We start from the raw sequence: 22,461 nt of genomic DNA on the forward strand, positions 1-22,461 counted from the left end.
CGCCGCCCAGCGGTCCCGCCGGCGGGACCAAACGGTGACCCCGCCGTCGAGCCCTATTCCTGCGGGTTTCCGCCGGTTGTGGCTGAGCCGGCTTCGCCGACGCGGCGCACCCAGGTATGCGCACCCCAGATGAACAGCAGCAGCGCCACAAGGGCCAGCCCGGCGTGGCCAAGGTCGAGCTCGGCAAGGAATGCGGTCACCGGGTCGGTGAGTCCGAGCATCGCGTGCAGTACGCCTGCGATGGTGATGACCGAGATGAACAGGGCGGAGGCTGCGGACACACCTGTGATGACCATGTTGAAACCGATCCGGCGCCGGGCGTCCACAACCGCGCTCCGGTACATCTTCATCATCGCGACGCCGTTCACCGTGTCGCAGAGGGTCATCGCCGCCATAAAGCCGAAGGGCAGGGCCATGAGCGCGACCGGGGAGATGCCGGCGAGGGCGGCCGTCGCCGTGAGGAGCAGGAACGCGATGGTCGAGGCCGTGTCGAAGCCGAGTCCGAAGAGGAAGCCCAGGACAAAGATGTCACGTGGGCGGTTAACGTGGGAGAGCGGTTTGTCGAGCAGGCGGGCCACGAGCCCGGTCGGTGCCAGCGCCTCGCGGGTGACGGTCGCACCGTCCTTGACCCGGCGGTACAGCAACGCGGTTCGCCGGAACGCGGCGGCGTTGTAAACACCGATGGTCAGCAGGAACAGGCCCGAGACAGATGCCCCGGTAATGCTCAAAACCATGTTCGCGGACGAGCCGTCGCTCAGTGCGTCCTGAATGATGCCGGCTCCACTGACCACAAGTACCCCGGCAAGCACAACCACCATGCTGTGGCCCATGCTGAAGGCGAAGCCTACGCTGACGGGACTGCGGCCCTGGGCCGCGAACCGGCGGGTGGAGTTATCGATCGCCGCAATGTGGTCCCAGTCGTAGCTGTGCTTCACACCGGCCAGGTAAGCCGTGATGAGCAGGCCGAGCACCACAGGGTTGTGGTTTGTCCGCAGCGAATCGGCCAGCAGCGCGAGCATAACGATGTGGAGGGCGGCGACTGCCGCGAAGGTGGCCGCCAGGCGGCGGGCCGTCGGGAGGGCTTCCCGCTCGTGATGGTTCAAGAGGGCTTTCATTTAGTACTTTCGAAGGTTGAGGCGGGGCTGGCCGTGCCAGCGGAACCGCAGAAAATCGATGCCGGCGCGGATAACGGCGTCCAGCGGCTCGGTGGCGTGGGACAGGGCCCGGATGGCCAGGCCGCCGTCGAGCAGTGACATTCCCAGGTTGCAGCCGTCGGCAAGCGGCACCAGCAGCTCATGCAGCTCGTTCAGCAGCGCGGCGTCCACGCGGGCATCCATGACCAGGAGGGAACCGACGTGCGTGTAGTCCTCGAGGAAGGCCATGCCGTCTATCGGGGCGGCACCGGTCAGCGGACGGATCAGCAGGTTGTCGAGCACCGCCAGGCGCCCGTCGACCGAGATCTCGTTCCGCAGGCGGATTTCGTCGTAGCCAAACAGGGCGCCGTCCGGTGACCAGCCCGGCGTGACGATCTCGGCCATCACCAGCGAGGCGCTGCCATGCATCTCAATCACGGTGGCTTGCCGGTAGGTCGCCCCGCGGTAGGCGATCAGCGGGTCCGGCACAGATTCCAGGCTCGCGTTGGGGCCGAGCCGAATGTGCGTCCGCTGTTCGGCGCGGGTCCCGGGAGTGCGGTAGACCTTCGTCGCTGACTGTGTTGTCAGCAGGAGCCGTGCCCCTGTTTCCACAGTGATGTCGATTTCATACTCGTCGCCACCGACGTACCCGCCCCCGGGATTGACCACCACGTAGCAGACCTGGCTGGTGTCATCGAGGTAGTGCGGCCGCAGGATACGCAGAGCGCCCTGGTGGTACTGGCTCGTGGCGATGCAGCGGTCGCCCCGCACACCCACGGTGAGGGCGAGCGTACCGGCGAGTTCGACGGCGGCGCGGCGCACCGGGAGTTCGGGCGCAGGAGCCCCCGTCACTGGCGGAGGTCAAGCATGAGCACGTCGCGCCTGATCCAGTTGACGACGTGCTCCAGGCCTTCATCGGTCTTGAGATTGGTGAAACAGTAGGGCTTGTTGCCGCGGAACTCGAGCGTGTCCGCCTCCATCACGGAGAGGTCAGCACCCACATACGGGGCCAGGTCCTTTTTGTTGATGATGAAGAAGTCGGACTTGATCATACCCTGGCCGGCCTTGCGCGGGATCTTCTCGCCCTGCGCCACGTCGATGATGTAGATCGAGAAGTCCACAAGCTCCGGGCTGAACGTGGCCGAAAGGTTGTCTCCCCCGCTTTCGATAAAGACGACTTCGAGGCCGGGGTGGCGCAGCCGCAGCTCCTCCACAGCGGCCGAGTTCATCGACGTGTCCTCTCGGATGGCCGTGTGCGGGCAGCCGCCGGTTTCGATGCCGATGATGCGGTCCAGTGGCAGGACCCCGTTGGCCGCGAGGATCTTGGCGTCCTCGATGGTGTAGATGTCGTTGGTGATCGCGGCCATCGAAATCTCGGCGCTGAGGTGGCGGGTCAGACGTTCCACGAGCTGGGTCTTGCCTGCGCCGACAGGACCGCCGACGCCGATTTTAATGAGTTCCATGGTGCTCCTTGCTACGTATGGGGTGCGGCGAACCGCGGACTGCTAAGACATAAACATGCGGACGCGCTGACGTTCGTGGCGCATCTGGGCGATTTCGAGGCCCGGGGCCGTGATCCCGAAGTCGTCGGCCTCGAGTCCCTGGATCCGGCGGACTGCGTCCATGATCTTCGGATGCGCTCCCAGCAGGACACGCTGCCCGGCGTCCTGCCCGATGGGGATGGCCCGGATGGCGTTTTGGGTCAGCGACGTGACCGCCGTGAAGAGGTAGCTCGCGAGCAATTCCTCCAGCGGGACACCCAGCTGCCGGCCGGCGACGCCGAACGCGACGGCCGGATGCCCGGCGCAACGCCCGGATCCGACGTCGGCCGCGTAGCCCGCGAGCCGCGCACCTGGCGCCACGGTACCGGCGATGGCCAGCATCCGTGCGCCCATCTTGGTCCCCGCCTCGCGGACCTCACGGGGCAGCGCCGCAGCGGCGATCATCCGGTCGACGCGGGCAGTGTCATCCACCGAGGACGCCTCGTACGCCAGGCGCAGGGCGAACCCGTCACTGTACGTCAGTTGGATGCCCACAAACTGGCTCAGCCAGCGGGCGAAGCCCGCTTCGCCGTCGATGAGGCCACGTTCCAGGAACGTTTCCATTCCGAAGGAATGGCTGAACCCGCCGGTGGGGAGCGCGGAGTCAGAGAGCTGCAACAGCGGCAGCAGGTACGACGGCGGCTCGTTCACGCGCTCAGTGGGTGTGTTCGGCATGGCGGAACGGCACGGGCACCACACGTTCCTGGCGCGTGTACGGCACACCAACGTGGATCAGGTAGTCCTCGATCGTGTGGTCGTACTGCACCACCATCACCTCGGCGGCATATTCACTGTCGGCGTCGAAGAACTGCGCCTGCATGTGCCGATTGCCGAGGTTGTGCGCCACGACCCCCATTTCACGGATGCTGCGGGCAGCAATAACAAGGACGTCCGTTGCCAGGGCAGTCACCACGATGACCGTTTTGTGGTCGCGGAACAGGATGTCGCCGTCGCGGAGATCCCGTACCGGGCCCGCGGAATCGCTGAGCCGGATGCCCAGGTCGCGGCCGTGGTCTGTGGTCACCCGCTGGACTTTCTTGACGAGCTCCGCGCTCGGCAGCAGGACCTGCTCCTCGTGCAGGCCGGCCAGCTCGTCGTCGGGGAGATCGTGCCGGTTGGCGATGATGTGGTCGATGATCATGTATGCCCCCTTGGGAATATGTGTCTAAAAGAGGAAGTAGCGCTGCGCCATGGGCAGCACCGTCGAGGGCTCCGCCGTGATGGGCTCGCCGTCGACCGTCACCGAATAGGTTTCCGGGTCAACGCCGATATCCGGCGTTGCGCCGTTGTATTTCATGTCTGCCTTGGTGAGCGTGCGGATCCCGCTCACCGGCCGGATCACGCGGCGCAGGCCCAGCTGCTCGGGGACTCCGGCGGCGATGGCGGCCTGGGAAAGAAACGTGATCGATGCGGCATGTACGGCGGTGCCGAGGGCCCCGAAGTTGCCGCGCAGGGTGCGTGGCTGCGGGGTGGGGATCGAGGCGTTGGGATCCCCCATTACGCTCATGACCGCTTGCCCGCCTTTGAGAACGAGCTCGGGCTTGACGCCGAAGAACATCGGGTCCCAGAGCACGAGGTCGGCGAATTTGCCCTCCTCGATGCTTCCGACCGAGTCCGCGATGCCGTGGGCGATCGCCGGGTTGATCGTGTATTTGGCCACGTAGCGCTTGAGCCGGAAGTTGTCCCCCACTTCGGGATCGCCGTCGAGCTTTCCGCGTTGGCGCTTCATGGCGTCCGCTACCTGCCAGGTGCGCAGGACCACCTCGCCCACCCGGCCCATGGCCTGGGAGTCGGAGCTGGTGATGGAGAAGACGCCCATGTCGTGCAGCACGTCCTCCGCTGCGATGGTCTCCTTGCGGATACGCGAATCGGCGAAGGCCACATCTTCGGGGATGTCCGGGCTCAGGTGGTGGCAGACCATCAGCATGTCGAGGTGTTCGTCGATGGTGTTGACCGTGTACGGCAGGGTGGGATTGGTCGACGCCGGCAGGACGTTGGGCAGCGCCGCGATCTTGATGATGTCCGGGGCATGCCCGCCGCCGGCGCCTTCGGTGTGGAACGTGTGGATGACGCGGCCGCGGATGGCCCGGATGGTGTCTTCGACGAAGCCGCACTCGTTGAGGGTGTCGGAGTGGATGGCCACCTGCACGTCATACTCGTCGGCCACGCGCAGCGACATGTCGATCGAGGACGTGGTGGCGCCCCAGTCTTCGTGCACCTTCAGCCCGATGGCACCCGCCCGGATCTGCTCCGCGAGGGGCTCCATTGCGCTGGCGTGGCCTTTGCCGAGCAGTCCGATATTGATCGGCAGGTTCTCCATGGCCTGAAGCATGCGTGAAATGTGCCAGGCACCCGGCGTGACGGTGGTGGCTTTACTCGCATCGCTCGGTCCGGTGCCGCCACCGATCATGGTGGTGACCCCTGACGCCAGCGCCACGGGCACCTGATCGGGGCTCACGAAGTGCACGTGCGTGTCAATGCCGCCTGCGGTGAGGATCTTGCCCTCGCCCGCGATGATGTCGGTGGCGACGCCGATGGTGATGTTCACGCCACGGGAAATCTGGGGGTTGCCGGCCTTGCCGATTTTGAAGATGTGCCCGTCGCGCAGGGCCACATCGGCTTTGTAGATGCCGGTGTAGTCCAACACGATCACGTTCGTGATCACGGTGTCCGGGATGTCGTCGTCGCGGACCAGCTGCCCGTTCTGGCCCATGCCGTCACGGATGACCTTGCCGCCGCCGAACACCACCTCTTCACCGTAGTTGGTGTGGTCGTGCTCAATCTCGAGGAACAGGTCAGTATCAGCCAGGCGAACGGCGTCGCCCGTGGTGGGGCCGTAGAGGTCCGAGTACTGTTTGCGGCTCAGCTCGAAGCTCATTTGGTGTCGTCCTGCAGGGAGATCAGGCTGCGGCTCGGCTCGAGCGGGCCGTTGATGCGGTCCCGGAATCCGAACACCGCACGCTCGCCCGAGAGAGCGAGCAAGTTGACCGTCTTGGCATCACCGGGCTCGAACCGCACAGCAGTGCCTGCCGGGATGTCCAGCCGGAAGCCGTGGGCCGCATCCCGGTCGAACTCGAGGGCATCGTTCACCTCGAAGAAATGATAGTGGGACCCCACCTGGATGGGGCGGTCACCGCGATTGATCACGGCCAGGGCGCGGGGAATGAGGCCCGCATTGCACGTGATGGGCTCCGGGCGGAGGACGTATTCGCCGGGTTTCATGGGTTCTCCTTCGCCTAGCGAATGGGGTTGTGCACGGTGACGAGCTTGGTGCCGTCCGGGAACGTCGCCTCGACCTGGACGTCATGGATCATGTCGGCGACGCCTTCCATAACATCGTCCCTGGTCAGGATGGTGGTGCCATAGCTCATGAGATCCGCGACCCGGCGTCCGTCACGGGCGCCCTCGACCAGCTCATACGTAAGAATCGCGATGGATTCCGGATGGTTGAGCTTAAGTCCGCGCTTCTGCCGCCGTCGTGCAAGATCGGCAGCAACCACAATCATCAGTTTTTCGCTTTCGCGTGGCGTTAGATGCATAAAAAGCCTCCTAATCATTCGCGATAAAACGCGAGTTCCCACTCGTTATCTACAACCGGCCAAAGAAGCGCCCGGGAGGCCCGTGGATGACTGAAGACTATCAGAATCCCGCCGGGGTCCCACCCCCGCCAGGGCGGTCGAATCGTGTCACCCGCTACCGGTGCGCGCAGGTCAACCCGCAGGTCAGGCCCGAACCCACTCCCGCACCATCGTCACGAATTCCGCCTGACGGGCTGCCGCTACCTCCGCGCTTGGAAAAATCACCTGGCCGCGGTCCTGCGCGATCATTTCCAACAGCCCGCTCCATTTTGCGGCATCAAAATGGAAGTCATCCTCGATGGTCTTTGCACCGCGGTGAAAAATCAGCTGCACGTGATGAAGCGGCCGCAAGTTAAAGGTGACCCGGTCAACAGCGTTGAAGCAGAAGCTCGGCGCCTTCCACTTAATGTGCTCCGTGATGGCGTCATCCGCGTCCAGGATGGCCAGCCGAAGGCGCTCAATCGCAGGCTTCAACGGGTGGTCCAGCGACTCAAGGAACGAGTCGACCACCGGATTTCGATTTAGTGTCATGACGCATAGTCAAGCACCTTCGTCTTTCATCCCCACCGGCGCGGATCCAGGCTGCGCCGCAAGAGCCTGGAGGAAGTCCTGGACGCCCCGCCGTCCGCACTGGCCGGCTCACGGACAAGCACGCTGAAGTCCTTGCTGGCATGGGGATCAAGACGGTCCGCGATCTCGGCAGCAACAGGTACTCTGCCATGGCAGGCGTCCTGGTGGCCCTGTCCAAGCACGTCGACTGAAGCACCTCCACAAGCCAGGAAAGGCCCGGCCGGGTGGGGACAACGGCCGGACCTTTTCGCTGGAGCCAGGCATGCCCGAACGGCTCAGCCGATCAGCGCCAGTACGGCCCCGGCGTTCACAACACCGCCGGCTTCTGCGCGGATCCCGGTCAGCATTCCGGCGCGGTGGGCGGTCACCTGGGTCTCCATCTTCATCGCTTCAAGAACGACGACGGCGTCCCCCGCCGAAACCTCGGCGCCCGGCTCTACGAGCCACTTCACGACAGTCCCGGCCATGTCGGCGCGCAGCTCGCCGGCATCAGCGGCAGCACCGCCGTCGGCAGCGCCATCCAAGCCAGCCCCGTCAAGGGAAACCCCCGCCGGAACGCCCGCACCGGAGCGCGCCCAGCCATCCAGCAGGTCAGCGGGAAGGCCGACGGCGAGGCGCCGGCCGTCGATGTCAACGGTAATGGTGCGCCGCTCACCGTCCGGAACGGACGTGCCGAACTCCGGATCCGCCGCGATGGAATCCGCGAAGTCAGTCTCGATCCAGCGCGTGTGGATGCCGAGCGCGCTCTCGGACGTGAAGTCCGGCGCCTGGACAACGGCCCGGTGGAACGGCAGGACGGTGGCCACGCCCGTGATTTCCATTTCGGCGAGGGCCCGGCGGGCCCGGCGGAGCGCCTGCTGCCGGTCGGCGCCGGTGACGATGAGCTTGGCCAGCAGGGAATCGAACTGCGGCGCCACAACCGAACCGGAACGGACCCCGGAGTCCAGCCGGATACCCGGACCCGTCGGGCCGCTGAAGGTGGCGATGGTTCCGGGCGACGGCAGGAAGCCCCGGCCCACGTCCTCCGCGTTGAGCCGGAACTCGAAGGAGTGGCCGCGCGGTGTGGGATCGGCGGTGAAGCGCAGCGGCTCGCCGGCGGCGATGCGGAGCTGTTCCTGGACCAGGTCCACGCCGGCGGTCTCCTCGGTGATGGGGTGCTCCACCTGCAGGCGGGTGTTCACCTCAAGGAACGCGACGGTGCCGTCGGCGGCCACCAGGAACTCCACCGTCCCGGCCCCCGAATAGGAGGCTTCGCGGCACACAGCCTTGGCGGCGTCGTAAATCAGTTTGGTCTGTTCTTCGGTCAGGAAGGGTGCGGGAGCCTCTTCCACCAGTTTCTGGTGCCGGCGCTGCAGCGAGCAGTCGCGCGTGCCCACCACCACCACGTTGCCGTGCTCGTCCGCCAGGACCTGGGCCTCCACGTGCCGGGGCCGGTCCAAGTACCGCTCCACAAAGCACTCGCCGCGGCCAAAGGCCACCACCGCTTCACGGACCGCGGAATCGAAGGACTCCTCGATCTGGTCCATCTCGCGGACCACTTTCAGCCCGCGTCCGCCGCCGCCGAAGGCCGCCTTGATGGCGATCGGCAGGCCGTGCTGTTCGGCGAACTCGCGGACCTCCGCGGCCGAAGCAACCGGACCGTCGGTGCCGGCCACCAAGGGGGCGCCGGCGCGGACGGCGATCTCGCGCGCCGTGATCTTGTTGCCGAGCTGCCGGATGGCCTCCGGGTTGGGCCCGATCCAGGTCAGGCCCGCATCCAGGACCGCCTGGGCAAAGCCGGCGTTCTCGGACAGGAAGCCGTAGCCGGGGTGCACCGCGTCCGCCCCGGACTCGGCGGCCACGCGCAGGAGGTTGGGGATATCGAGGTACGTTTCCGAGGGCGCATTGCCGCCCAGGCTGTACGCCTCGGTGGCGGCGCCCACGTGCATGGCGTCGGCATCCACGTCCGCGTAGACAGCCACGGACTCCAGTCCGGCGTCCTCGCAGGCGCGGGCGATGCGGACGGCGATTTCTCCGCGGTTGGCGATCAGGACCTTGCGCATCAGTTGCTCACTTTGTCTGGGGAAGAATGGGAAAAGCCGGTGGGCAGTCCGTAGCCGGGAGCCCAGCGGAACCGGATGGACCCGCCGATGGGAACCTGGGCGGCCAGGTCCAGCTGGTGGTCCACCACCACGCCGATGACCGGGTAGCCGCCGGTGATGGGGTGGTCGGCCAGGAAGAGCACCGGCTGTCCCTCCGGCGGGATCTGGAGCGCGCCGGCCATGGTTCCCTCGCTGGGCAGCTCCCCGTCGCGGCTTCGGCTGAGCGCCTCACCGTCCAGGCGCATGCCCACGCGGTTCGAGCGGGGGGTCACCGCCCACTCCTGGGCGCAGAGCGATTCCAGCGCGGCGGCGTCGAACCAGTCATCGCGGGGACCGGGAACGATGTCCAGGACCGTGACGCCGCTGTCCGGAAAGTCGGGCTGCAGTTCGGGGTTGCCCACCACGTTGGAGGACGTGGCGGCGCCGGCTCCCAGCAGTTGCCCGGCGGCCAGCGGTGCAGGTCCAATCCCGGACATGGTGTCCGTGGACCGGCTCCCCAGCACCGCGTCCACAGCTGCCCCGCCGCGGATGGCCAGGTAGCTCCGGAAGCCGCGCTCGGGCGCGCCGATGGTCAGGATCTCGCCGTCCAGCAGGGCAAACGCGGTGGCCATGGGCACCTCGCGCACCTGCTCGGACTGGTCAAAATCGGACTGGTCAGCGTCGTCCGGTGCGTCCGGGTCGGGAACGTCCGACGGCGTCACCACAGTCAGTGCCGAGGGCGCACCGGCCACTGCCAGCACCTGGTCCCCCACGGCCTGGACGCGCAGCCCGCCGGCAACGGATTCGACGACGGCGGCCGACGGGTCGTTGCCCACGATCCGGTTGGCGCGGCGCAGGGAGGAGCGGTCCAGTGCCCCGGCTGAGGACACGCCGAGCCCGGCGTGACCGGGGCGGCCGAGGTCCTGGATCAGGCTCTGGAGCCCCGGCGACAGGATCAGCAGGCCGGACTGAATATCCGGTTCCCGGGCAGCAAGGGCGGCGGCGTCCACGGCAGCGTGCGGCACCGCGACTTCAATGAGCTCGCGTACCGCACTGAACTGCACGCGGTCACCGGGCGCGGCCAGGGCCGGCTGCTCCCGGCTGAGGTCCCACATTTGGGCTGCGGTGCGACCGATCAGCTGCCAGCCGCCCGGGGATTTCCGCGGGTACACGGCCGAATAGTTGCCGGCCAGGGCCACGGAACCTGCGGGGACGGCGGTCCGGGGCGAACTCCGGCGCGGGACTTCAAGTACCTGGTTTTCCCCCACCATGTAGCTGAAGCCCGGCGCGAAGCCGCCGAATGCGACCGTCCAGACCTGCCCGGTGTGGGCCGCAATGACGCCGTCAGCGCCCAGCCCGGTGAGCCGCCCCACTTCGGCGAGGTCGTCGCCGTCGTATACGGTCTCAATCTGTACCAGTTTGCCTTCGGCGTGGGACTGGACCGTCAGGTCCATCTCCAGCAGCCGGGCCGCCATCCGGCGCGCCGCAGCGGGTGAATCCGCCTTGACCATCACGGTTTCGGCGGCGGCCAGGACGTCCACCTGGCCGGGCAGCGGCTGCTCCAGAAGGAGGGCCTGGAGAGCCAGGACGTCGTGGAGCCCGGAGAGTTCGGCGAGCACCGCCGTCGTACCTACCGGCCTGACGGCGAGCACCCGGGCCGGGGCAGCGGGCTTGCTGACTGTTTCCATGGGGATCAGGCCGCGCCGCTCAGGCGTGGCTCTCCTGCGCGTCATCGCCGTGCAGCAGGCGGAGGTCCTCTTCCGGCTGCGGGTCGCGGCCGAGGCGCATGCCCACGATCGTGATGATGGCCGTCAGGAGGATGTACCCGGCGATCAGGTACCAGCCGCCGGACGCTGCGCCGTAAAGGGCGGTGAAGATCAACGGAGCCACAGCGCCGCCGATGACGCCGGCAAGGGTGTAGGCCAGGGAGCTGCCGGCGTAGCGGAGGCGGGCCGGGAACTGCTCGGTGATGAAGGCTGCCTGCGGGCCATACATAAAGGCGTGCAGGGCCAGTCCGATCACCACGCCGATGATCAGCATTACCACGGACTTGCCCGCGATCATCAGGAAGAACAGGGGAATGTAGACGGCCGTGGCGGCGGCGGCAATGCCGTAGACCCAGCGGCGGTTGAACCGGTCAGTGAGTGCGCCGGCGAGCGGGATGAGGAAGAGCTGGAACGCGGAGCCGATCAGGATGGCGGCCAGCACGTTGCCGGTGGTCATGCCCAGTTCCTTGGTGGCGTAAACGGCCACAAAAACGGTGAACAGCGCGTAGAGCACGTCCGGGCAGACTCGGGACAGGGCAGCGGCGATCAGCGCACGGGGCTGGGTGGTGAAGACTTCCTTGATGGGCGCCTTCGGCTGGTCGCCGTGGGCTGCGATGGCCTTGAAGACCGGGGTTTCCTCGAGCTTGAGGCGGATGATCAGGCCGAAGACCACCAGGAGGGCGGAGGCCAGGAAGGCTACCCGCCAGCCCCAGGAGAGGAACGCTTCGGTGCTCAGCGAGGCCGCGAGGATGGCCAGGACGCCGTTGGCCATCAGGTTGCCGGCGGGCGGCCCGATCTGGGCTGCGGAGGACCAGAAACCGCGCTTGTTGGGGTCGCCGAATTCGCTGGACAGCAGCACAGCGCCGCCCCATTCACCGCCGACGCCGATGCCCTGGGCCAGGCGCAGGAGCACCAGGATGATGGGGGCCCAGATGCCGATTGCGGAGTAGTCAGGCAGCGCACCGATGAGGACGGTGGCGACGCCGATCAGCACCAGGGTGAAGACCAGGACGTACTTGCGGCCCACTTTGTCGCCGAGGCGGCCGAAGATGATGCCGCCGATCGGGCGGGCGAGGTATCCCACCGCGAAGGCGGAGAAGGACAGGAGGAGGCCCACGAATTCATCGTCCGAAGGGAAGAAGATCTTGGGGAAAACGAGGGCTGAGGCCACCGAGTAGATGGCGAAGTCGTAGTACTCAAGCGAGGTGCCGGTGAGGCTGGCGACGTACGCCTTGAGCGCGCCGGGCGGCGGCTTCCGCGCCGCGGCCTTTGCGGCCTTGTTCGTGCTGGTCATGGTTTCCTCCGGGGGGATGAGGGGTGGTGCGGGGGGCCTGAGTGCGGCCATGGGATGGGGCTAGAGGAACGAGCCGATGCTCACACCGGCGTCTCCGAGAGCGGACTTCACTGCAGTGGCCATCGCTACGGCCCCCGGTGAGTCACCATGCATGCAGATGCTTTCCGCGCGGATTCTAAGGATGGAACCGTCGATTGCGCGGACCGCTGATTCAGTGGCCATCCGTAGGACATGTTCCGCCACTTGTTCCGGATCCTCAAGGACTGCTCCGGGGAGGGAGCGCGACACCAGGGTGCCGTCCGGGTTGTAGGCCCGGTCCGCGAACGCTTCGGTCACGGCGCGCAGTCCCGCTGCATCGGCAAGCCGCAGGACTTCCGAACCTGGCAGGCCGAGGATCGGAAGGCTGGGGTCAACCGCTTTCACGGCGTCGACGACGGCCTGGGCCTGCGCTGTGTGCGTCACGATGGCGTTGTACAGTCCGCCGTGCGGCTTCACATACCGGACTTGGGTTCCTTCAACGGCGGCCAGGGCCTGCAGGGCACCGATCTGGTACACCACGTCGTCGGCCAGTTCCGCGGGGCTGATGTCCATAAAACGGCGTCCGAAACCGGCGAGATCCCGGTAGCCGACGTGGGCACCGATGACAACGCCGGCAGCAGCAGCCTCGCGGCAGGTCCTGCGGATGACGCTGGGATCGCCGGCGTGGAATCCGCAGGCCACGTTCGCGCTCGAAACCGAGCCGAACATGGCCAGGTCATCGCCGAGGCTCCAGCGGCCGAAGGATTCGCCGACGTCGCTGTTCAGGTCAATCGTTGCCATTTGTGATCCCCGTCTCATTGAGTGGTCCTACTAGGATGCACTAAATTTACGGATTGTTCAACAATCCTTCGATTCAACAATGTGACGATCGTGTAAATTCTCGAGTATGGCCTCTTCAGAACCGATCGTCCCCTCTTCCCGCGTTTCGGCGAATCACGCGGCGACGCGGACCGCCTCAGGCCGCCTGCGGGTGGCCGTTCCGTCCGTGGCTGAGCGGGTGGCGGATGAACTCCGCCTGCAGCTGGCGGAGGGAGCATTGCTTCCCGGAACGCGGCTCACCGAATCCACCATCGCCGAGGACCTGGGCGTCTCCCGCAACACGGTGCGCGAGGCCTTCGTTGAGCTTGCCAGCGAACGCCTGGTGGTCCGCCATCCCAACCGAGGCGTCTTCGTGGCAAGCATGGAGGCAGGGGACGTCCACGACGTCTATACCGTCCGGCGCGCCATCGAGGTCAGCGCGCTGCGTGCCGGAGGCAGCCCGGAGGACGTGGCCGCCGTCCGGGCCGCCGTTGAGGAAGGCAAACGAGCTGCGGCAGCCGGTGACGACGAAGCCCTGGGCACCGCCAACCAGCACTTCCACGGCGCCATTGTGGCCATGGCCGGAAGCCCGCGGCTGAACAGCATCATGGGCCAGGTCCTGGCCGAGATGCGCCTTTTCTTCCACAAAGCCACCGTGGACGCGCAGTTTTACCAGCACTACCTGCCGGACAACGAAGCGATCTGCCTGGCCCTGGAAGCCGGGGAACTGGACCGCGCGGCTGACCTTCTCCTGGCGTACCTGGACCGCTCCGAAGACAACCTGAGCGAAGTGCATGGCGAAGCCGGAACAGACTGAGCCGGTAGGGTGAAGTGATGAAACGCCGCCTTGCAGCCCTGTCCGCCGTCCCCCTGATGCTCCTGCTCTCCGCCTGTGGATCGGTTCAGGAAGTCGCCCAAAACACCGCGAACGACGCCGCCTCCAAGGTGGCAACCGCGGCCTCGGACGAGGTCAAGAAGCAGGTCTGCACAGTGGTGGAGGACGGCCTGGTCAGCGTTCAGGACAAGGCGCTCCTGGGCGGGCTGGTGTCCGCCGCGGACGCTGCCGGCGTGCCCGCTGAAATTACGACGCCGTTGGGCCAGATCGCCGAAGCCGGAGACCAGGTGCCGGCTGAGTCAGTCGACGCACTGACGGAGGCCTGCTCGGCTTAGTTCCGCCGGGAACCCAGAACGGCTCCACTCAACGCAACCATGTACGCCATGGAAACTTGCATGAATGCAGGAAACCTAGCGGCATCCAGGAGTAAATTCACGTTCTGCGTCCAAAGCAATCATCGCCACAAAGGGGTCTTATCTGCAGAAACGCCGATTTCTTCGTGGAACGGGAGTACTCGCAGCTACTTCCATTCCCGTTGCTTAACTGGCGATAGCGGACGTCCCGTCAAGCTATCGCCGCTTCGGCAACGGCTTAACGGCGTCGCCGGCAGGGAAAAGGTTTCACCCCAGCTTGGCTTGCCGCAGGTACTGGTAGACCGTCTCCCTGTCACGGGGGAGGACGGCTTTCGGGACTCCACTGCCGGCGCGTGTGACCAGCTCGGCGGCTCTTTCCGGCGTCAGGGTCTTTTTACGCCCTTTGTAGGCGCCGCGCTGCTGAGCCAACGCGATGCCTTCCCTCTGGCGTTCCCTGATGAGGGAGCGTTCAAATTCGGCGAAGGCACCCATGACGGAGAGCATGAGGTTGGCCATGGAGGAGTCCTCGCCGGTGAAGACCAGGCTCTCTTTGACGAACTCCACCCGCACGCCTTTGCGGGTCAGGCCCTGAACCAGGGCGCGCAAGTCATCGAGGTTCCGGGCCAGCCGGTCCATGCTGTGCACGACCACGGTGTCCCCGTCGCGGGCGAACCGCAGCAGTTCCGTGAGCTGGGGCCTGGCCGTGTCCCTGCCGGAAGCCGTGTCCTCGAAAACCCGGTCCAGAACCTGGCCTTCGAGCTGGCGTTTCTTGTCATCGACGAGCTGCACAATGTCCTCGCCGGGCAGTGCAACAGCCGCCGGGAGTTCCTCAATCTCCTGCGATTCCTGGGCAACGAGCTGCGCATGCCGATTATCGGCGTCGGAACACGGGAGGCGTATCTTGCGGTCAGATCCGATGATCAATTGGAGAACCGGTTCGAGCCCATCGTCCTTCCCCTGTGGAATACGGGTGAGGACACACTGTCGTTATTGGTCAGCTTCGCCGCCGCCCTGCCGCTGCAGCGCCCCTCGGACATCGCTACCCCCGATATGGCGCAGTATTTGCTAACCCGAAGCGAGGGAACCATTGGCGAACTCACCCGGCTCTTGACGACCGCGGCGATCGTTTTCAGTGACGATGCGGCGCGTGCACCGGAACGTAGTCGCAGCCGGACACTTTGACTTCACCTGCCGACAGCGGCGCTCTTCTCCGCGCGGGGGTTGATGTCGGACTCGGCGGCGAATTTGTCGATCGATTTCAGCTCGTCCTGCGTGAATTCCAGGTTGTTGATGGCGGATAGCGTGTCTTCCAGTTGTTTGACGCTGGATGCCCCCGCGAGGGCGGACGTGACGGGTGTGCCCTTGGGCTGGTCGCGGAGGATCCAGGCGATGGCCATCTGCGCCAGTGATTGCCCGCGGCCGGCGGCGATCTTGTTGAGCCCGCGGACACGGTCCAGTTTGTCCTCGGTCAGTGCCGATTCGGACAGGAACCGTTGTTTGGCCGCCCGCGAATCGGCCGGGATGCCGTTCAGGTAGCGGTCCGTCAGCATGCCCTGCGCCAGCGGGGAGAACGCGATGGAACCGGCGCCCACCTCTTCGAGCGCCTCGTAAAGGTTCGGTGCACCGTTCTCGGTCCAGCGGTTGAGCATGGAGTAGCTGGGCTGGTGGATGAGCAGCGGGGTGCCGAGCTCCTTCAGGATCCGGGCAGCCTCGATGGTCTGTTCCGGCGTGTAGGAGGAGATGCCCGCGTACAGCGCCTTGCCGGAACGCACGGCGTAGTCCAGCGCACCCATGGTCTCTTCCATCGGCGTCTCGGGGTCCGGACGGTGGCTGTAGAAGATGTCCACGTAGTCCAGGCCTATGCGCTGCAGCGACTGGTCCAGGCTGGAGAGCAGGGACTTGCGGGAGCCCCACTCGCCGTAGGGGCCGGGCCACATGTAGTAGCCGGCTTTCGTGGAGATGACGAGTTCATCCCGGTACGGCTTGAAATCGTCCTGCAGGTGGCGGCCGAAGTTGGTTTCGGCTGAGCCGTCCGGCGGGCCCTAGTTGTTGGCCAGATCAAAGTGGTTGACCCCGAGGTCAAAGGCGCGGCGGAGGATGGCGCGCTGTTCATCGAAGCGCTTGTCGTCGCCGAAGTTGTGCCACAGGCCCAGGGAGATGGCGGGAAGTTTGAGGCCGCTGCGTCCGACGCGGCGGTAGGGCATGGTTTCGTAGCGGTTTTCCGCAGCCGCTCTGGCGGCCCGGCTGGTGACAGTGGTGGTCATCTTTGATCTCTCTTGTGAGGCGGGCAGCACTTGGCCGCGACTCTACGCGCGTGACATAAGCGCAACGTTTGGGGTTGTGCCCCCCGTAGACGGTGGCGAGGAGTTGAAGACCATGGCGCGGACGTCGTGGCGGTCCATGACCCGGATGAGGTTCAGCGTGCCGGTGAGGTTGTTGCAGTAGTACTTCAGGGGTTCGCGGACTGATTCGCCGACGGCCTTGAGGCCGGCGAAGTGGATGACGGCGTCGATCGAGTGCCCGGCAAAGACGGCGTCGACGGCGGCCTCGTCCACGAGGTCCACGTTGTGGAACTCGGCGGTTTTGCCGCTGAGCTCGGCGAAGCGCCGCAGGGACTCTTCGCTGGAATTCACCAGGTCGTCTATCACCACCACATCGTGGCCGGCTCCTGCAGGGACAGCACAGTGTGCGAGCCGATGTACCCGGTGCCGCCAGTGACCAGAACCTTCATGGATTTCCTTTGACTGCGTGGAGGCTGCCCCGCCGTTTCCGCTGCTGCGAAGAGCAGGGGCAACGGCGGGGCAGGCCTTTCAGTTGCTACAGTGCGGTAAATTCCAGCAGCAGTGCGTGTTCCGGGTTGAGGGCGGGCATCGGCAGGCCCACTTCGGCCAGGAAACGGCCACCGGCCACCGCCCCGTCCGCTAGCCAAGCGGGGGGCTGGACCTGAGTGAATGTGTGGGCATAGTCGGCGTCTCCGGGCGCCGGGAAGATGGCTTCCACCCGGTAGTCCCGGTCCGGTTCCAGACCGGGGATGGTGATCCGTCCGGTCTGTTCCGCGAACGCGGTGCCCGTGCTGACCAGGGCGAACAGCGCCGCCGTCGTGCCCGGGAGATCGGTGCCCTGCGAGGCACCGCTGGGAGCAACCACGCCGTGGAGCATCAGGGAATCGTCGGGGACGTCCGCGCGGACCATGCGTCCGGAGTGGATCAGGCTGCGGTGTTCCTTGTAGATCCCGATGAAGCGTTTGAGTTCCTCGCGCTCGGCGCCCTGGACTTCACGGACGTCCCACTCCATGCCGAAGTGGCCGAACAGCGCTGTGATGGCGCGGAAGGACAGATCGTGCGTGCGGGCCGTGGTGTGCGAGGTGGTGGGTCCGATGTGACCGCCCACGAGCTCCGGCGGGACTACCAGCCCGGTCCAGCGCTGGATGGTCTGCCGTTCGAGGGCGTCGTTGCAGTCCGAGGCCCAGATCCGGTCGGTGCGTTCCAGGATGCCCAGGTCCACGCGGGCGCCGCCGGAGGAGCAGCTTTCAATTTCGACGCCGGGGTGGGACTTGTTGAGTTCGTCGAAGAGCCGGTAGGCGGCAAGGGTCTGTTCGTGGACCGAGGAGCGGCCGGCGTGGCCGTGTTCCAGCTGGTCCCGGTTCTGGTCCCATTTGAGGTAGCTGATGTTGTTCTCGCGCAGCAGGGCGTCGACGCGGTCGAAGATGTACTGCCACGCGTCGGGGTTGACGAGGTCGATCACGTGCTGGTTCCGCCACTCGATCGGCAGGCGGCCGCCGTCCTTGTGCGATGCGGCGGCGGGACCGACGATCCATTCGGGGTGCGCGCGGACAATATCGGAGTCCAGGTTGACCATTTCCGGTTCCACCCAGAGCCCGAATTCCATCCCGCGGGAGGTTACGGTGTCGATCAGTGGCGTGAGTCCGTCAGGCCAGAGGGTTTCGTCGACGTACCAGTCGCCCAGGCCGGCGTGGTCGTCGCGGCGTCCGCGGAACCAGCCGTCGTCGAGGACAAACCGCTCCACGCCCAGTTCGGCGGCGGAGTCTGCCAGCTCGATCAGGGTGGCCAGGTTGTGGTCGAAGTAGACAGCTTCCCAGGTGTTGAGCACCACGGGGCGCGGCTTTCCGGAGGGCAGACCCGCGGCGGCGGCCGGGAGCACGTGGTGCGGGCGGGACCGGAACCAGCTGTAGAACGCCTCGCTGATGCCGTCCAAGCCGCGGTCTGAATACGCTGCGAACAGGGCCGGGGTGGTGTAGCTGGCGCCCGGTGCGAGGATGACCTCGGCCGGGCCCAGGAGTTCGGAGCCGCCGATCATGGTGCGGCCGTCGCCGATGCTGTCGGCGAACTGTTCGTGGTTGCCGCTCCAGGCCAGGTGCGTGGCCCAGACCTTTCCGTGTCGGTTGCCGAAACCTGCGGTGCCGGCGGCGAAGAGCAGTGAGGAGTCGTGGCCGGTGCGGCCGTGCCGGCCGGTGCGCACCCAGGTGCCCTGCTGGATGGGGCGGCGCTGCGGGTGGCGTTCCCGGCACCAGCGCCCGGTCAGGTCAAGGAGTTCGACGGCGTCGGGCGCCACCGGGAGGACGGTGGCCAGTTCGTCGAGCTGGTAGGGCGTGCTGCCATCGTTGGTGAGGGTGTGGCGCAGTTCCAGCAGGCCGCCGTCGTGCAGTGTCAGTGCGGACGAGACGGTCAGGCCAGTGTCGGCGTCGGACTGCACGATCACCGCGGAGGTCCGCTCGGCACCGGCGCTCACGACGCGGAGGCGGGCCGAGAAGTCCAGGCCGGACACGCCATCGGCGATGCGGTGACCGCGCAGGGCAGGACGGCCCCGCCAGCTGGAGGATGCCTGCGGCAGGAGACCGGCGGGCACAGTGGCGTCGGCGGACGACGGCGGGATGGCCGCCGTGAGGATAGCGAGGTTTGGCAGCGTACTGCCAAGGTCCGCGCCCCAGTGGATGACCTCGGCCTCCCCACTGTCGAAGCTGATCACCAGGCTGGTACCGGCGGAACGGAGGTGGAGGGGATCCATTGATGTTGTCCTTCTGCGTGGGAGTAACGGGGTGGGGCTGCGCGCTGGGGGGGGATTCGATGCCCGCGGCCGCAGTAGGTATGGCGGGTCGTTATTTGGAGAGGGCGTTGACTTGTTCGTTGGCTTGGGTGAGTGAGCTGGCGGGGTTTTGCAGCGTTCGGGGGTCTACGCGAGAGTCGCAGCCAGACTCTCCGCACTCGCCGCAGCGATCTGGCACAACTGGCACGTCGACACGCCACGGAAACGATCACACATCGCCTTCGACTCCTTCATCCATAGGACTTAATCATCTCGATGCCACCTATCATGGCGCCACGGGGATATAGGCGGGGCATCAGGTGCGGACGGTCACGGTGATCTCTGATTCGGCTGCGAATTCGTCGATGGCCGCGAGTTCCTCGCCGGTAAATGCAAGGTTGTTTATGGCGCATACCGTGTCTTCCAGTTGCTTGACGCTGGATGCACCCACGAGGGCGGAGGTGACGGGCGACCCCTTGGGCTGGTCGCGGAGGATCCAGGCGATCGCCATCTGCGCCAGTGATTGCCCGCGGCCAGCGGCGATCCTGTTGAGCCCGCGGACACGGTCCAGTTTGTCCTCCGTCAGGGCAGATTTGGACAGGAACCGTTGTTTGGCCGCCCGCGAATCGGCCGGGATTCCGACCAGGTAGCGGTCCGTCAGCATGCCCTGTGCCAGCGGGGAGAACGCGATGGACCCGGCTCCCACCTCTTCCAGCGCCTCGTAAAGGTTCGGCGTTCCGTTTTCGGTCCAGCGGTTCAGCATGGAGTAGCTGGGCTGGTGGATCAGCAACGGCGTGCCGAGTTCCTTCAGGATCCGGGCAGCCTCGATGGTCTGCTCCGGAGTGTAGGAGGAAATGCCCGCGTAGAGCGCCTTGCCGGAGCGCACCGCATGGTCCAGGGCGCCCATAGTCTCTTCCATCGGGGTGTCCGGGTCCGGGCGGTGGCTGTAGTAGATGTCCACGTAGTCCAGGCCCATGCGCTGCAGCGACTGGTCCAGGCTGGAGAGCAGGGACTTGCGGGAGCCCCACTCGCCGTACGGGCCGGGCCACATGTAGTAGCCGGCTTTGGTGGAGATGACGAGTTCATCCCGGTAAGGGGCGAAGTCGTCCTGCAGGTGGCGGCCGAAGTTGGTTTCGGCTGAGCCGTCCGGCGGGCCGTAGTTGTTGGCCAGGTCAAAGTAGGTGACGCCGAGGTCAAAGGCGCGGCGGAGGATGGCGCGCTGTTCATCGAAGCGCTTGTCGTCGCCGAAGTTGTGCCACAGGCCTAGCGAGATGGCGGGAAGTTTGAGGCCGCTGCGTCCGACGCGGCGGTAGGGCATGGATTCATAGCGGGTGTTCGCAGCCGAATAAGTCATCGGTGCCTTTCTGCCGGCCGCGGCAAGAAGCGGTCCGGCGCATGGGTGCGGGAGGTTAAGGGCCAGTTTGAACCGGCCGGATGGTTCAGTGCAGGAGGACAGCAGGTACGTCAGGGCCGCAACAAAGTCATGGTCGCTCTGACGCCTTGGTGCAGACAGTATTGAGATGCGTCGATCGAAGCCCAAACGGTAATTTGCGCTGGGCAGTCTTCCGCGTTCCGAGGCTGCACGCCCCCCTTTTTTCGTATGTTATTCAACCTCGGCGGTTAGCGTGGCCCGGTAGGTTGCCCAGTGCTGTGCGGTGGCGTGCAGGGACGAGGGCGGGATGGGCTGTTCGCTGGAGTCGGGCACGTCGAGGCGGTCGGTGTAGTAGAGGCTGGGAACCCCGAGACCGGCTTGTGCCGAGGTCCAGCTCAGGTAGGCGGCTTGGCTGGGCAGTGCCCACCCGTCGGTGTCGATCAGCAGTTCCGGGCATGCAGAGGTGGCGACGCGGGCCCGGTGGGTCATGGTGTCGACGACGCCGGTGCCGGGGGTGGTGTTGGGTGGTTCGGTGTGGCCGCCTGGCTGGTCGAGCATGAGCACGTCGTTGAGGCGGAGCATGTCGGTCACGTCGCGGAAGCCGGGGTCTGGTGTGTGGGTGACCACGAGGGCGTCGGGGTTGATCTCCTTGATGGCCTGGTACAGCACTGCGAGCAGTTCGTGGAGCAGGTCGATTCCCCATGACGGCCCGGCATGGGTGAGGGCGGAGCCGGCGGGGGTGGAGGCGGTGAAGTCTATTTTGATCCCGTCGGCACCGAGCTCGGCGATCATGGACCGTGCTGCTTGCCGGATCAGCTTGCGCCCGGCAGGTGATTCGGGGTCGAGGGCGACCGGCTGACCGGTGTGGTCACGGACGCAGGCTTCCGGTGGTGCGCCCTCGGTGTCCCAGGCCTTGTACCAGAGCAGGACCCGCTGGCCGGCGTCTTGCCGTTCCCGGATCCATCCGGCCATGTCCGGCCATTTTTCGGTGTCGGGCCGGCAGGTGGCATAGTCCTGCTGCCATTTGTCGTCGATGACGATGGTTCCGGGCACGATTCCGTGCATGGCGAGCGTGTTGAGATAGCCGTCGTAGTCTGCCTGGCGTGCCCGGTCCACTGCTGGGCGCTGCCCGCCAATGGAGGCCATTGCGTCGGCGTTTTGGGCGCCCCAGCCGCAGAACATCGGCTCGAGCCACGCTGGTGAGGGCGTGGCCTGGGTGCGGGCGGGCAGTAGACCTCGCGCGTCGAGCAGCTCGCGGTAGCGTTTGAGCCCGTCGTAGGGGTCATCGGCGAGGAACAGCAGGAGTGTGGGGGTGCTGAATTGGCCCTCTACTGCGGTGTGTCCGTCGTAGTCGTATCGGAGGGAGAAGCCTGGGGTGAGGGCATCGTAGGTGAGTTGGGTGAAAGGGCGCCGCTTGGCTGCGACACCGATCATCAGGCAGGGCCCGCCCGACGCCGGGGACGCGTCGGGGTCCGCGGAGGAGAGGGCCAGGCACAGTGGTGGTGGGGTGAAGAGCCATCTTCCGACGCCGGGCTGACCACCGTCTCCCACTACGCCCAGGGCTGCGGATTCCCCTGCGGGGCGGTGGACCTGCCATGGCCGGTCCGGGTTGGGGGAGAAGACGGTGCTGTGGAGCAGGTCGCTGGGCAGCAGGCCGGAGCCGGCCACGTGGGCGCCGAGCTGGCGGATGGAGGTGATGCGGCCTGCGCCCTGAACGGTGGTGGTCAGTTCCAGGGCGTCGACGCCGGCGCGCAGCTGGGTGTGGTGGTGCTGCCACAGTGAGCTCGTTGCGGTGATGCCCACCTGGGTGAAGTTCCCGTTGGGGGCGTTGACGTTGACGTCTGTGACGCGGATTTCGTCAGTGCCGGCGGTCGTGTTGACGCTGGCAAGCAGGCGAAGGCGCGCCAGGGATGCGCCGTCGGGGGTGGCCAGGGTGAGGACTTGACGCGCGGGGTCGATCGAGATCTCCATCCCGGCGGCCAGGAAGGGACGTGTGCTGTTCGCATGCAGGTCCAGGGTCAAGGGGTTCTCCGTGGGTTGGGTTGGGGTTTCCGGCGGCGTTTCATCCCGTGGGATGGG

19 protein-coding genes and 3 pseudogenes are annotated in these 22,461 nt (G+C 66.2%); 3 read left to right on the top strand and 19 right to left on the bottom strand.

Going from position 1 to position 22,461, the window contains the following annotated elements; genetic code table 11:
• Positions 1-53: 53 nt before the first annotated feature.
• From CXR02_RS00995 to CXR02_RS01055, 13 genes are all read right to left on the bottom strand, one after another.
• Positions 54-1,115, bottom strand: a complete 1,062-nt coding sequence (locus CXR02_RS00995) for a HoxN/HupN/NixA family nickel/cobalt transporter (protein ID WP_104060288.1) — start codon at positions 1,113-1,115, stop codon at positions 54-56.
• Entirely contained in the window at positions 1,116-1,985 is an 870-nt protein-coding gene (locus CXR02_RS01000; protein WP_258060651.1) for an urease accessory protein UreD, read from the bottom strand.
• Positions 1,982-2,596, bottom strand: a complete 615-nt coding sequence (ureG, locus tag CXR02_RS01005) for an urease accessory protein UreG (protein WP_104060289.1) — start codon at positions 2,594-2,596, stop codon at positions 1,982-1,984. The genes CXR02_RS01000 and ureG overlap by 4 nt, the downstream gene beginning before the upstream one ends.
• A gap of 42 nt (positions 2,597-2,638) precedes the next feature.
• On the bottom strand, positions 2,639-3,349 hold the full coding sequence (locus CXR02_RS01010; protein WP_104060290.1) for an urease accessory protein UreF: 711 nt from the start codon (positions 3,347-3,349) through the stop codon (positions 2,639-2,641).
• Complete coding sequence (gene ureE / locus CXR02_RS01015) at positions 3,330-3,815, bottom strand: urease accessory protein UreE (RefSeq protein ID WP_104060291.1); 486 nt, start codon at positions 3,813-3,815, stop codon at positions 3,330-3,332. Before ureE ends, CXR02_RS01010 begins: the two co-directional genes overlap by 20 nt.
• Before the next feature lie 24 nt (positions 3,816-3,839).
• Positions 3,840-5,552, bottom strand: a complete 1,713-nt coding sequence (ureC, locus tag CXR02_RS01020; protein WP_104060292.1) for an urease subunit alpha — start codon at positions 5,550-5,552, stop codon at positions 3,840-3,842.
• Positions 5,549-5,896 carry an urease subunit beta gene (locus tag CXR02_RS01025; protein ID WP_104060293.1) on the bottom strand — a complete coding sequence of 116 codons (348 nt, stop codon included), beginning with the start codon at positions 5,894-5,896 and terminating at the stop codon, positions 5,549-5,551. Before CXR02_RS01025 ends, ureC begins: the two co-directional genes overlap by 4 nt.
• Before the next feature lie 14 nt (positions 5,897-5,910).
• A complete protein-coding gene (locus tag CXR02_RS01030; RefSeq protein ID WP_104060294.1) occupies positions 5,911-6,213 on the bottom strand; it encodes an urease subunit gamma in 303 nt (100 codons plus the stop codon).
• Between the two features lie 183 nt (positions 6,214-6,396).
• Positions 6,397-6,762 (bottom strand): DUF1801 domain-containing protein, encoded by a 366-nt coding sequence (locus CXR02_RS01035; RefSeq protein WP_219816375.1) that lies wholly within the window; start codon positions 6,760-6,762, stop codon positions 6,397-6,399.
• A gap of 335 nt (positions 6,763-7,097) precedes the next feature.
• Positions 7,098-8,864 (bottom strand): biotin carboxylase N-terminal domain-containing protein, encoded by a 1,767-nt coding sequence (locus tag CXR02_RS01040; protein WP_104060296.1) that lies wholly within the window; start codon positions 8,862-8,864, stop codon positions 7,098-7,100.
• Positions 8,864-10,570 carry a carboxyltransferase domain-containing protein gene (locus CXR02_RS01045; RefSeq protein ID WP_104060297.1) on the bottom strand — a complete coding sequence of 569 codons (1,707 nt, stop codon included), beginning with the start codon at positions 10,568-10,570 and terminating at the stop codon, positions 8,864-8,866. Before CXR02_RS01045 ends, CXR02_RS01040 begins: the two co-directional genes overlap by 1 nt.
• Before the next feature lie 19 nt (positions 10,571-10,589).
• Positions 10,590-11,942, bottom strand: a complete 1,353-nt coding sequence (locus tag CXR02_RS01050) for an MFS transporter (RefSeq protein WP_104060298.1) — start codon at positions 11,940-11,942, stop codon at positions 10,590-10,592.
• A gap of 60 nt (positions 11,943-12,002) precedes the next feature.
• Entirely contained in the window at positions 12,003-12,761 is a 759-nt protein-coding gene (locus CXR02_RS01055) for a LamB/YcsF family protein (RefSeq protein ID WP_104060299.1), read from the bottom strand.
• Between the two features lie 106 nt (positions 12,762-12,867).
• Here CXR02_RS01055 and CXR02_RS01060 point away from each other — a divergent pair, with 106 nt between their 5' ends.
• Both CXR02_RS01060 and CXR02_RS01065 read left to right on the top strand, forming a co-directional pair.
• Positions 12,868-13,596, top strand: coding sequence for a GntR family transcriptional regulator (locus CXR02_RS01060; protein WP_104060300.1), 729 nt, complete (start codon positions 12,868-12,870; stop codon positions 13,594-13,596).
• 17 nt (positions 13,597-13,613) lie between these two features.
• Complete coding sequence (locus tag CXR02_RS01065) at positions 13,614-13,949, top strand: hypothetical protein (RefSeq protein ID WP_104060301.1); 336 nt, start codon at positions 13,614-13,616, stop codon at positions 13,947-13,949.
• 285 nt (positions 13,950-14,234) lie between these two features.
• Here the strand turns inward: CXR02_RS01065 and CXR02_RS01070 are convergent, their stop codons facing one another.
• Positions 14,235-14,774: a recombinase family protein gene (locus tag CXR02_RS01070; protein ID WP_104060385.1), complete on the bottom strand. Its 540-nt coding sequence runs from the start codon at positions 14,772-14,774 to the stop codon at positions 14,235-14,237.
• Here CXR02_RS01070 and CXR02_RS01075 point away from each other — a divergent pair.
• Positions 14,736-15,149 (top strand): annotated as a pseudogene (locus CXR02_RS01075) (TniB family NTP-binding protein); the annotation flags it as partial. The gene CXR02_RS01070 and the pseudogene CXR02_RS01075 sit on opposite strands and share 39 nt — an antisense overlap.
• 2 nt (positions 15,150-15,151) lie before the next feature.
• Here CXR02_RS01075 and mgrA (CXR02_RS01080) read toward each other — a convergent pair.
• The 5 genes and pseudogenes from mgrA (CXR02_RS01080) to CXR02_RS01100 all read right to left on the bottom strand — a co-directional run bounded on the left by mgrA (CXR02_RS01080) (position 15,152) and on the right by CXR02_RS01100 (position 22,404).
• Positions 15,152-16,231 (bottom strand): annotated as a pseudogene (mgrA, locus tag CXR02_RS01080) (L-glyceraldehyde 3-phosphate reductase).
• 40 nt (positions 16,232-16,271) lie between these two features.
• A pseudogene (locus CXR02_RS01085) lies at positions 16,272-16,698 on the bottom strand (SDR family NAD(P)-dependent oxidoreductase); the annotation flags it as partial.
• An 86-nt stretch (positions 16,699-16,784) separates the two neighbouring features.
• A complete protein-coding gene (locus tag CXR02_RS01090; RefSeq protein WP_104060302.1) occupies positions 16,785-18,992 on the bottom strand; it encodes an alpha-galactosidase in 2,208 nt (735 codons plus the stop codon).
• Between the two features lie 334 nt (positions 18,993-19,326).
• Positions 19,327-20,364 (bottom strand): L-glyceraldehyde 3-phosphate reductase, encoded by a 1,038-nt coding sequence (gene mgrA, locus CXR02_RS01095; protein WP_104060303.1) that lies wholly within the window; start codon positions 20,362-20,364, stop codon positions 19,327-19,329.
• A 249-nt stretch (positions 20,365-20,613) separates the two neighbouring features.
• Positions 20,614-22,404, bottom strand: coding sequence for a hypothetical protein (locus CXR02_RS01100; protein WP_104060304.1), 1,791 nt, complete (start codon positions 22,402-22,404; stop codon positions 20,614-20,616).
• Positions 22,405-22,461: the final 57 nt, after the last annotated feature.

Source organism: Arthrobacter sp. 4R501 (assembly GCF_002929755.1).
Classification (GTDB): Bacteria; Actinomycetota; Actinomycetes; order Actinomycetales; family Micrococcaceae; genus Arthrobacter.